The organism is Mesorhizobium sp. (assembly GCF_017306585.1).
Taxonomy (GTDB): Bacteria; Pseudomonadota; Alphaproteobacteria; order Rhizobiales; family Rhizobiaceae; genus Mesorhizobium.
This window is the reverse complement of the sequence record NZ_JAFKIC010000021.1, coordinates 1-9,865: the sequence shown is the minus strand read 5'-3', so window position 1 is coordinate 9,865 and position 9,865 is coordinate 1. Positions and strand designations below refer to the sequence as shown.

At 65.8% G+C, this 9,865-nt stretch carries 11 protein-coding genes and 1 pseudogene; 9 read left to right on the top strand and 3 right to left on the bottom strand.

All coding sequences use genetic code 11. The features are described from left to right. Window positions 1–1,849 (bottom strand): Ig domain-containing protein (locus tag J0I79_RS00650; RefSeq protein ID WP_292854362.1); only part of this gene is annotated, 1,849 nt, incomplete at its 3' end. Between the two features lie 127 nt (window positions 1,850–1,976). Beyond that, window positions 1,977–2,870 carry a LysR family transcriptional regulator gene (locus J0I79_RS00645; RefSeq protein WP_292854359.1) on the bottom strand — a complete coding sequence of 298 codons (894 nt, stop codon included), beginning with the start codon at window positions 2,868–2,870 and terminating at the stop codon, window positions 1,977–1,979. A gap of 167 nt (window positions 2,871–3,037) precedes the next feature. Between J0I79_RS00645 and J0I79_RS00640 the strand changes: the two genes are divergently transcribed. From J0I79_RS00640 to J0I79_RS00600, 9 genes are all read left to right on the top strand, one after another. Beyond that, window positions 3,038–3,433: a cupin domain-containing protein gene (locus J0I79_RS00640; protein WP_292854357.1), complete on the top strand. Its 396-nt coding sequence runs from the start codon at window positions 3,038–3,040 to the stop codon at window positions 3,431–3,433. A 44-nt stretch (window positions 3,434–3,477) separates the two neighbouring features. Next, window positions 3,478–3,816, top strand: a complete 339-nt coding sequence (locus tag J0I79_RS00635) for a carboxymuconolactone decarboxylase family protein (RefSeq protein ID WP_292854354.1) — start codon at window positions 3,478–3,480, stop codon at window positions 3,814–3,816. 4 nt (window positions 3,817–3,820) lie between these two features. Continuing rightward, complete coding sequence (locus J0I79_RS00630; protein WP_292854350.1) at window positions 3,821–4,195, top strand: DUF2255 family protein; 375 nt, start codon at window positions 3,821–3,823, stop codon at window positions 4,193–4,195. A 1-nt stretch (window position 4,196) separates the two neighbouring features. After that, a complete protein-coding gene (locus J0I79_RS00625) occupies window positions 4,197–5,186 on the top strand; it encodes an aldo/keto reductase (RefSeq protein WP_292854347.1) in 990 nt (329 codons plus the stop codon). Between the two features lie 25 nt (window positions 5,187–5,211). Continuing rightward, the gene (locus J0I79_RS00620; RefSeq protein ID WP_292854344.1) at window positions 5,212–5,952 is read left to right on the top strand and encodes an SDR family oxidoreductase; all 741 of its coding nucleotides are present in this window, start codon (window positions 5,212–5,214) and stop codon (window positions 5,950–5,952) included. Window positions 5,953–6,412: 460 nt separating this feature from the next. Further along, a complete protein-coding gene (locus J0I79_RS00615) occupies window positions 6,413–6,877 on the top strand; it encodes a GNAT family N-acetyltransferase (protein WP_292854341.1) in 465 nt (154 codons plus the stop codon). Beyond that, complete coding sequence (locus J0I79_RS00610; RefSeq protein ID WP_292854338.1) at window positions 6,874–7,287, top strand: ACT domain-containing protein; 414 nt, start codon at window positions 6,874–6,876, stop codon at window positions 7,285–7,287. The genes J0I79_RS00615 and J0I79_RS00610 overlap by 4 nt, the downstream gene beginning before the upstream one ends. Before the next feature lie 385 nt (window positions 7,288–7,672). Then, window positions 7,673–9,106, top strand: coding sequence for an aldehyde dehydrogenase family protein (locus J0I79_RS00605; RefSeq protein ID WP_292854335.1), 1,434 nt, complete (start codon window positions 7,673–7,675; stop codon window positions 9,104–9,106). A gap of 358 nt (window positions 9,107–9,464) precedes the next feature. Further along, window positions 9,465–9,683 (top strand): hypothetical protein, encoded by a 219-nt coding sequence (locus tag J0I79_RS00600; RefSeq protein WP_292854333.1) that lies wholly within the window; start codon window positions 9,465–9,467, stop codon window positions 9,681–9,683. Window positions 9,684–9,741: 58 nt separating this feature from the next. On the opposite strand, the pseudogene J0I79_RS00595 reads toward J0I79_RS00600, so the two are convergent. Then, window positions 9,742–9,865: pseudogene (locus tag J0I79_RS00595) on the bottom strand (IS110 family transposase); the annotation flags it as partial.

Sequence of the window (9,865 nt, the reverse complement as noted above, 5' to 3'; positions counted from 1 at the left end):
TGGGCGCCGGGCCGGCGGCGCTCGCGGGCGGCGTAACGATGGCGGCGCCGGTGAACGGGCCATTGAGCGCGCCCTGCGTGAGATCGACCATGCCGCTCGTCCCGGCGAGCAGGTTCAGCGTGTGGTCCTGCGCCTGCGGCAGCGTGCGGTCGATCACCAGCGTGTAATGCCGATCGCCGGTGAAGCCGTTCTGGTCCGTCGCCCTTATGGTGAACTCGAAGGAGCCGAACTGGGTCGGCGTGCCGGAAATCTGGTTGCCGGCCAAAGTGATCCCATCGGGCAGTGCGCCTGATGTCAGCGCGAAGGTGTAGGGCGTCGCTCCGCCGTTCGCCGAGAGCGAGACAGGGCTGTAGCTGTCGAAGAGGTTTCCGCTGGCCAACGTCTCCGGTTCGATGGTGACGCTGGGCTCGTCGATTGCAATGGAATAGGCCTGGGTTCCGCTGAAGCCGTTGGACGAGGTCGCCTTGACGGTGAACCCGAAAGTTCCGGACGCGGTGGGCGTGCCCGACAAGACGCCGCCCGATGACAGGGTAAGGCCGGTGGGCTGCGTGCCGGAGATGATCGTGAATGTATAGGGGGCCGTGCCGCCATTGGCGCTGCCTGCGGTTATGGTCTGGCTGTATGCCGCGCTGCCCGTGCCGCCAGGCAGCGTTGTTGGTGCAAGCTGCACAACCACCGTAACGCAGGAGAGTGTCACATTGGTCACATCGGCGCCTGAAATGGTGCCGGACGATTGCTGGAGGGTGCAGATCTGACCTTCGGGTTCACCCGTAATGGCGACGCTCCAGGTCGCGCCTTCAGGCAAATCGTCGGCGAAGGCGAAGCTTGACGCTCCGCTGGCCACATTGACAGTCTGGTTGCCGGCCGGACTGGTCAATTGCAGGCTCACGGCGCCGGTCTGGCCGCTCGCGGTGCCGCTGATGAAGTAGCGTGGCGGCGCAAAGCAAACCAGCGCCGAGCCGTCGCCGGAATTGACGCCTTCTGAAACGGCCGCCGATTGCAGCGATCCGGTGCTGGAAGATCCACCCGCGCCGCCGCCGCCGCCGCCATTCCAATTAGCCGAGCAGGCGGTCGTGCCCACGCCGGCGCCGCCGCCGCCACCGCCGACCGTTGATCCGCCGCCGCCGCCACCACCACCGCCCGCGCCGTTGAAAGATCCCAGTTGAGCAAAAGCAACGGCCGCGCCGCCTTGACCGCTGGACGAACCATTGCTGCCTGGAAAATTCCCGCACCCGGCTCCGGCCGCGCCGCCGGCGCCCGGTGTGCCGCCTTGGCCGCCATATGGACCGGCGCCCGAGGGAACGTCTCCACCTGGAGATCCGTTGCCGCCGCTGTCGCCGCCCGCGCCGCCGGCAAGGGGGTTGCTGGGAAAAGAGCCGGCATTGCCGCCACCGCCGCCGCCGCCCGCCATGGCGACAGGCGAGCCGTTCAATCGCAGGTCGGTGCCACCGCCGCCATTGCCTCCGTCCGAGGTGGCGGAAGCGCCGCCTGGATTGACCGCCAACGAGCCCCGGCCGCCGACCCCGATCGACAGGAGATTTCCGGGTGAGACAGCGATTGTGCCGCTGACCTGCGCGCCACGCCCACCAGTGCCGCCAAGTCCCGGGTTGGAGGAGTCGGGTCCGTTCTTGCCACTGCCACCTTGCGCGCCCTTGAGATAGACGGTTGCGGAATGGACCCGTTGCGGAACGGCGATGGACTGATCGCCACCGGTAAAGCTGAAGCTCTGGGCTGTCTCGCCGGCACCGCATGACTGCGCCAGGCTGGGCGATACCCATCCAAGTGTCGCTGCAAACAGCGCAGCCGCCAGCACGCGCGCGGTTGCCCCCCCGGCAAGGACCCCACCCATGACGCCCCCGTCAATCCTTTAGATTAAAAACGCCTTATATTTTGGGTTTGGGCGAGGCAATGTGGAATCTCGATCCTCGGAAAGTCGGCCCAGAAAAAGTCAGCAAGGCTTTTCCCGGGTATTGCGCCTATCCCCTGTAGCGCAGCGCATCGACCAGCAGCGAGAAGGCGGGCGTTGCCTGGCGGCGGCTGGGGTAATAGAGGTGATAGCCGGGGAAGGGCGGGCACCAGTCGGCCAGCACCCGCACCAGGCGGCCGTCGGCAAGATGCTCCTTCACCTGGTCCTGCGGCAGATAGGCGAGGCCGAGGCCAGCCAGCACGGCGTTCATCCGCAGCCCGACAGTGTTGAAGACGAGCTGGCCCTCGACGCGCACCTTCAGTTCGCGTCCCGCCTTCTCGAACTCCCAGGCATAGAGTCCGCCATAGGTCGGCAGGCGCAGATTGATGCAATTGTGGGCGGTCAGGTCCTGCGGGGTGCGCGGCTTCGGACGCGTGGCGAAATAGGCGGGGGCGCCGACCACGGCCATGCGCATGTCGGGGCCGATGCGCACCGCGATCATGTCGCGCGCCACCTGTTCGCCGAGCCGCACGCCGGCGTCATAGCGCTCGGCGACGATGTCGGTCAGGCCGTAGTCGACGATGATCTCTATCCTGATGTCGGGATAGTCGGGCAGCAGCCGGGCGATCGCCGGCCACAGCACCGTGTCGGCCGAATGCTCGCCGGCGGTGATGCGGATGGTGCCGGCCGGCTTCTCGCGCAGCGCGCTGAGCGCGGCGAGCTCGCTCTCGATCTCGTCCAGCCTCGGGCCGATGCTGCGGACGAGGCGCTCGCCAGCCTCGGTGGGCGACACGCTGCGCGTGGTGCGGGTCAGCAGCCGCACCCCCAGCCGCTCCTCCAGTGCGCGCAAGGTGTGGCTGAGCGCCGACTGCGACACGCCGAGCTGTGCCGCCGCCCGGGTGAAGCTTCTTTCGCGCGCGACGGCGAGAAAGGCGGTCAGCTCATTGAGATTGTCTCGCGGCATTGATGAGGCTTTCTCATAAGTACATGCCGGATATAGCAGCTAATCGCGGCTAATCGCAGGGCCTAAATTCACGCCATCACAAACGGGTCGCGGCCGACGGGATCGGAAGGCCGGCGGCCCTGAAAGCCTTGGCCGTGTCGTGCCTCGGCGCCAAGATGGAAAAGACCATGGATATCAAGCGAAACGGCTCTCAAGCCTCGGCGAAAGGCCCGGCGGAATACTTCACCGGCACGGTGCGGGTCGACGCGCCTTTCAAGGGCGGCGAGCCGGCGCGTGTGAGCGGCGCCACCGTGACCTTCGAGCCGGGCGCGCGCACCGCCTGGCACACGCATCCGCTCGGCCAGACGCTGATCGTGCTTTCGGGCGCAGGCTTGGCGCAGCGCGAAGGCGGTCCGGTCGAGCAGATCGGCCCCGGCGACATCGTCTGGTTCGCGCCCGGCGAGAAGCACTGGCATGGTGCCGCACCGGCCACGGCGATGAGCCACATCGCCATCGCCGAAGCGCTCGACGGCAAGGTCGTCGACTGGATGGAGCATGTCAGCGACGAACAATACCAGGCTTGACCGGAAGCAGGCCCACGCCCGGCACTTCAACGAAGGAAAACATCATGACCGATGCACCAGTACCGCACAGGAACCCATTTTCCGACATCGCCCCCGCGCTCGGCACATACACCGACGATGTGCTGTTCGGCGACGTCTGGAAGCGGCCCGGCCTTTCGCCGCGCGACCGCAGCCTGGTCACCGTCAGCAGCCTGATCTCGGGCTACCGGATCAATGAGATGCCTTTTCACATGAAGCGGGCGCTCGACAATGGCGTCACCCCGGACGAACTTATCGAAGCCATCACGCATCTCGCCTTCTATGCCGGATGGCCTGCCGCAAGCACCGCGATCGGCATTGCCCGCAAGGTCTTCGAACAGGCCGACGCCGAGAAGAAGGCATGAAACCATGCCATGGTCGAAGGAAGAACTCGCTGGGATCGCGGCAAGCGACGATCTGCATATTTCGCCGTTGCGCGATGACGGCGTGACCTTGGGCACGCCGACCTGGATCTGGTCGGTCGTTGCCGACGGCGAGCTTTATGTGCGTGGCTACAATGGTCCGCAGTCGCGCTGGTATCAGGCCGCGATCAGGCAGAAGGCCGGGCGCATCGCTGCCGCCGGCATGATCCGGGACGTCAGCTTCGAGCCGGTCGAGGGAACCGTCAACGATCGCATCGACGACGCCTACCGGGCGAAATACGCAAGCAGCCCTTATCTCGCGCCGATGGTTGCGGCGCGCGTCCGCGCCGCCACGGTGCGGATCACACCCAAGGAGATTTGAAATGCAAAAGCGCAAACTTGGAACAGGCGGGCTCGAAGTCTCGGCCATCGGGCTCGGCTGCATGGGCATCAGCCAGTCCTACGGGCAGCCCATGGAGACGGCCGATGCGGTGCGCCTGATCCGCTCGGCGTTCGAGCGCGGCGTCACCTTCTTCGACACGGCTGAGGTCTATGGGCCGTTCACCAACGAGGCGGTCGTCGGCGAGGCCTTGCTGCCGATCCGCGACCAGGTGGTGATCGCCACGAAGTTCGGCATCGACATCGCGGGCACCGCCGGTCACCAGGGCATGGACAGCCGGCCGCAACATATTCGCGACGTGGTCGAGGCCTCGCTCAAGCGGCTCCGTACCGATCATATCGATCTTCTCTACCAGCACCGCGTCGATCCGGTCGTGCCGATCGAGGAGGTGGCGGGGACGGTGAAGGAGCTGATCCAGGAAGGGAAGGTGAAGCATTTCGGCCTCTCGGAAGCCGGTGTGCGCACCATCCGCCGCGCCCATGCGGTGCAGCCGGTGGCGGCGCTGCAGAGCGAGTACTCGCTGTGGTGGCGCGAACCGGAAGAGGCGATCCTGCCGGTGCTCGAGGAACTGGGGATCGGCTTCGTGCCGTTCAGCCCGCTGGGCAAGGGTTTCCTCACCGGCGCCATCAACGCCGATACGACATTCGATAGCAGCGACTTCCGCAACACCGTGCCGCGCTTCGCGGCGGAGGCGCGGAAGGCGAACCAGGCGCTGGTGGATGCGATCGGCGCGATCGCGGCCCGGAAGACGGTGACACCGGCGCAGGTCGCGATCGCCTGGCTGCTGGCGCAGAAACCCTGGATCGTTCCGATCCCCGGCACGACGAAACTCAACCGCCTCGAGGAGAATATCGGGTCGGCCGCCGTCGCGCTGACGCCGGATGACCTTGCCGACATCGAAAACGCAGTCTCGACGATCGCAGTGCAGGGCGAGCGCTATTCGCCGCAACAGGCGGCACGGATCGATCGCTGAAAAGACAATCTGGAAGGACAGTCTCATGACAGACAACATCAGGGACAAGGTCGTCGTCATCACCGGCGCCAGCAGTGGCCTCGGAGAGGCGGCGGCCAGACTGCTCGCCGGGGAGGGTGCCCGGCTGGTGCTGGGCGCGCGCCGCGTCGACCGGCTGGAGGCGCTGGCCGACGAACTGTCGCTCGGCGAGAACGCGGTGCTTGTCACCGACGTGACCGATGTCGCGCAGGTGAAGCGGCTCGTCGACCATGCGGTGACGGCGCATGGCCGCGTCGACGTCATCATCAACAATGCCGGGCTGATGCCGCACTCGCCACTGGAGCGCGGGAAGGTCGAGGACTGGGACCGGATGATCGACGTCAACATCAAGGGCGTGCTCTACGGCATCGCGGCAGCGCTGCCGCACATGAAGGAGCGGAAGAGCGGCCACATCATCAACGTGTCCTCCGTCGCCGGCCACAAGGTCGGCCCGGGCGGTGCGGTCTATGCCGCTACCAAGCACGCGGTGCGCGTCATCTCGGAAGGGCTGCGCCAGGAAGTAAAACCCTACAACATCCGCACCACCATCATCTCGCCGGGCGCCGTCGCGACCGAACTGCCCGACAGCGTCACCGAGGCCGATGTCGCGCAAGGGGTGAAGGCGCTCTACGACCGGGTTGCAATCCCGGCCGATTCCTTCGCCAGGACGGTCGTGTTCGCCATGAGCCAGCCTGATGATGTGGATATCAACGAGATCCTGTTCCGGCCGACGGCGCAGGAGTATTGAGGGCTCGGCGCAGACGCGACTTCGTCATCCTAGGGCGAAGCAAGGAGCGTAGCGACGCGGCGTAGACCCCTGGAGCTGCTCTGCAGCCCAAGGGATCCATGCCGGGACTCAGGAGCGCCGCCACGGTCCAGAATTCTGCACCGCTGCATGCCTCGATCAAGGTCGCGGCATGGATCCTCGGGTCTCCGCGACGCCGCTGCGCGGCTGCTTCGCCCGTGGATGACGAAGGTGGGGTCGCTTCGGCCCTAGATCGCCCCCCCACCTTGACAGCCTCGCCCGTCCTGCGCCAGCTTGGCGCCATGTTCGCCCTCGCGCCCGCCATCACCAACCGACGCCGCCGCACACCGCGCGGCGGCAGGCTGATTGCGCGACGATAATCCGGCATCCTCGATCCGGTTCGTTCGCTCCCCGCCCCGCCCGCAGCATGAGCCGGCGGGTTTTTCATGCCTGGAGTTCTTCAATGACAGACAAGTCCATCCGGTTTCGGCCGGCCGAGCCCGCCGACGCCTCAGCGATCCGGGATATCGTGCGCGCGGCCTATGCCAAATGGGTGCCGGTGATCGGGCGCGAGCCGCTGCCGATGCGCGCCGATTACGAGAAGGCCGTTGCCGAGCATCCGTTCGATCTCGCCATCGAAGACGGCCGCATCGTCGGCATGATCGAGACCATGCTGGCCGACGATCATCTGTGGATCGAGAATGTCTGCGTGGCGCCTGAAGCCCAGGGCAGGGGCATCGGCCGGCTGCTGCTGGAGCGGGCGGAGGGCAAGGCGCGCGAGGCAGGACGCCGCGAGCTTCGGCTGCTGACCAATGGCGCCTTCGAGGCCAATGTGTTGTTGTACAAAAGGCATGGCTATGTGATCGACAGGGAAGAGCCGTTCATGGAGGGCATGACGGTCTATATGAGCAAGAGGCTGGCCATATGAGCGAGACCGGAGCAGCGGGCGGGCAGCGCGCCGCGCGGGTGAGACTGCGGCGGCTCGATGCACGCTATGCGGTAACGCGGCTTGGCGCGGGCGAAGCCATACCGGACTGGGCGGACGGGCCGGGCTTCGTCAGCATCACCAGGACCGACGACGAACTGTCGATCGTCTGCCCGCAGGATCGCGCCCCCGAGGCCGCGAAGCAGGATCGCGACTGGGTGGCCTACAAGCTGCTCGGCCCCTTCGCTTTCGACGAGACCGGCATCGTGCTCTCGGTCATCAGGCCGCTTTCCGAGAACGGGCTCGGCATTTTCATCGTCTCGACCTTCGATGGCGATCATTTGCTGGTCAAGGCCACCGACGAGGCGGCGGCCAGGCGGCACCTGGGCAACGCCGGTCATACGCTGTTGTGAGGTCGCCGGGATAGTGCACAGGGGTAGCGCTCTATGGCGCCCCCCTCTGTCCTGCCGGACATCTCCCCCACAGGTGGGGAGATTGGCTGTCATCGTGGCTTTCGCCAATCTCCAACGTTGAAAAGGGAGCGCCGATCGAGCGAACTGCCAATCTCCCCCCTGGTGGGGGAGATGCCCGGCAGGGCAGAGGGGGGCGCGAAGGAACTCGACGGCGGTTTTTGAGGCATCACCCGCCGCCGATAGACCACTGCACGCGCTGGCTCAATCACTTCGCGTGCTGGCTCAACCACTTCGGGGGTTGCGTTTGACAGCGCCGTTTGTGCATCGTTATCTCTAGCCCGATATCACGGCCGAAAACGGCCTGCGGCACCCCAAGGAGAAAACCATGTCACACAATCTGCAGTTCTATATCGATGGCGCGTGGGTCGATCCTGTTGTGCCCAACACATTCGATGTCGTCGATCCGTCGAACGAGGATGTCTTCGCGCAGATCTCGCTCGGCTCCAAGGCCGACGTCGACAAGGCGGTGGCCGCCGCCAAGCGCGCCTTCAACACGTTCGGCTTCACCTCGGTGGAAGAGCGCCTCGATATCCTCAACCGCGTCATCGAGGTCTACAAGAAGCGCTCGAAGGACCTGGCGCTCGCCGTGTCGCGCGAGATGGGCGCGCCGCGCCAGATGGCGCTCGACAGCCAGGTCGGCATCGGGCTGGCGCATCTGAGCAAGATCGCCGAAGTGCTCAAGAGCTTCGAGTTCCGCCACGTCAAGGGCAGCGCGCTGATCGTCAAGGAACCGATCGGTGTCGTCGGCCTGATCACACCCTGGAACTGGCCGCTGAACCAGATCACCTGCAAGGTCGGCCCGGCGCTCGCCGCCGGCTGCACCATGGTGCTGAAGCCCTCTGAAATCGCCCCGCTCGACGCCATCATCTTCGCCGAGATCATCGACGAGGCCGGCGTGCCGAAGGGCGTGTTCAACCTCGTCAATGGCGACGGCCCGGGCGTCGGCCAGGCGCTGTCCAGCCATCCTGACATCGACATGATGTCGTTCACCGGTTCGACCCGCGCCGGCATCCTGGTGGCCAAGGCCGCCGCCGACACGGTCAAGCGCGTGCATCAGGAACTGGGCGGCAAGTCGGCCAACATCCTGTTCCCGGATGTCGACCTGGCCACCGCCGTCACCAAGGGCGTCGCTGGCTGCTTCGGCAACAGCGGCCAGTCCTGCAACGCGCCGACGCGCATGTTCGTGCCGCGCGACCGTCATGACGAGGCTGCCGGCTACGCCAAGGCGGCGGCGGAGAAGTTCGTGGTCGGTCCCGCCGACGGCGCCGACACCAAGCTCGGCCCGGTCGTCAGCCAGGTGCAGTTCGACAAGATCCAGGACCTGATCCAGAGCGGCATCGACGAGGGCGCCACGCTGGTCGCCGGCGGCACGGGCCGTCCGGCCGAACTCAACCGCGGCTACTATATCAGGCCGACCGTGTTCGCCGACGTCACCCACGACATGCGCATCGCGCGCGAAGAGATCTTCGGGCCGGTGCTGGCGATCCTGCCCTACGACACGGTCGAACAAGCCGTCGAGCAGGCCAACGACACCGTCTACGGCCTTGCCTCCTACATCCAGGCCAAGGACATCCAGAAGGCCCGCGACGTGGCCGCGCGCATGCGCTCGGGCAATGTCTACATCAACTACCCGACCTGGGACGCCGGCCTGCCCTTCGGCGGCTACAAGCAGTCGGGCAATGGCCGCGAATATGCCGAGTACGGTCTGGAGGATTTCCTCGAGATCAAGGGCATCGCCGGGTACGAGGCGGCGGAGTAAGGAGCGATCGCGCGCGGCGACAGCGGCGCGCGATTTGCCGGACACCAGTTATCTGAGGCCAGCGCTGCCCCTCATTGCCCTGCCGGGCATTTCTCCCCGTATAGTGACGGGGAGAAAGACGCTGTCGTCGATGCCTTCGCCAATCACCAGTGTTGCAAGAGGAACGCCGGCGTTGCGGCCAGTTCCCTTCTCCCCGTCACTATACGGGGAGAAGGTGCCGGCAGGCGGATGAGGGGCGGCGCCAACCTTTGACGCCCAGACAGCCCGATTGCCTCGCGCACCCTCCCGATACCGCTAGCTGTCGGCATCTCCCGGCGTCGGGCAAATTCAGCCATTCCTGAACAAAGGGGTGGCAAGAATGAAACTGGTAAAACTTCTCGGCCTCGCGGCCATGGTGGCGACGGTGCTCGCGGTTGGCGTCGAGGCCAACGCCAAGTCGACCATCGCCAATTCGCCCTGCAAGGAAGACCGGCAGCGGCTCTGCCCGCAATTCCCGAACGGCAAGGCCGGTCCCTGCCTGAAGAAGCACCTGAAGGAACTCAGCCCGGCCTGCAAGGCGAAGGTGCTGGGGAATTAGGGTGCTGGATATGGGTTCCTCGCCCCCGCTTTGCGGGGGAGAGCGACTATCTGGGGTGTCAAGTTGCATTCGCGAACTCGGCTCTAGCATCGCGTGCTTTTGCATTGAGGATTACGAGCAGTTTTCGAGCGAGAGCGACGCGGATAAGCATTTTGTGTTTTCCCGCCTGCTGCAACCGCTGA

What these genes read in the sequence shown, in the direction of transcription:
- J0I79_RS00615 (WP_292854341.1), top strand. Translation starts at nt 6,413, where the DNA reads ATGACAGACAAGTCCATCCGGTTTCGGCCGGCCGAGCCCGCCGACGCC.
- J0I79_RS00605 (WP_292854335.1), top strand. Translation starts at nt 7,673, where the DNA reads ATGTCACACAATCTGCAGTTCTATATCGATGGCGCGTGGGTCGATCCT.
- J0I79_RS00645 (WP_292854359.1), bottom strand. Translation starts at nt 2,870, where the DNA reads ATGCCGCGAGACAATCTCAATGAGCTGACCGCCTTTCTCGCCGTCGCG.
- J0I79_RS00620 (WP_292854344.1), top strand. Translation starts at nt 5,212, where the DNA reads ATGACAGACAACATCAGGGACAAGGTCGTCGTCATCACCGGCGCCAGC.
- J0I79_RS00610 (WP_292854338.1), top strand. Translation starts at nt 6,874, where the DNA reads ATGAGCGAGACCGGAGCAGCGGGCGGGCAGCGCGCCGCGCGGGTGAGA.
- J0I79_RS00625 (WP_292854347.1), top strand. Translation starts at nt 4,197, where the DNA reads ATGCAAAAGCGCAAACTTGGAACAGGCGGGCTCGAAGTCTCGGCCATC.
- J0I79_RS00630 (WP_292854350.1), top strand. Translation starts at nt 3,821, where the DNA reads ATGCCATGGTCGAAGGAAGAACTCGCTGGGATCGCGGCAAGCGACGAT.
- J0I79_RS00635 (WP_292854354.1), top strand. Translation starts at nt 3,478, where the DNA reads ATGACCGATGCACCAGTACCGCACAGGAACCCATTTTCCGACATCGCC.
- J0I79_RS00640 (WP_292854357.1), top strand. Translation starts at nt 3,038, where the DNA reads ATGGATATCAAGCGAAACGGCTCTCAAGCCTCGGCGAAAGGCCCGGCG.
- J0I79_RS00600 (WP_292854333.1), top strand. Translation starts at nt 9,465, where the DNA reads ATGAAACTGGTAAAACTTCTCGGCCTCGCGGCCATGGTGGCGACGGTG.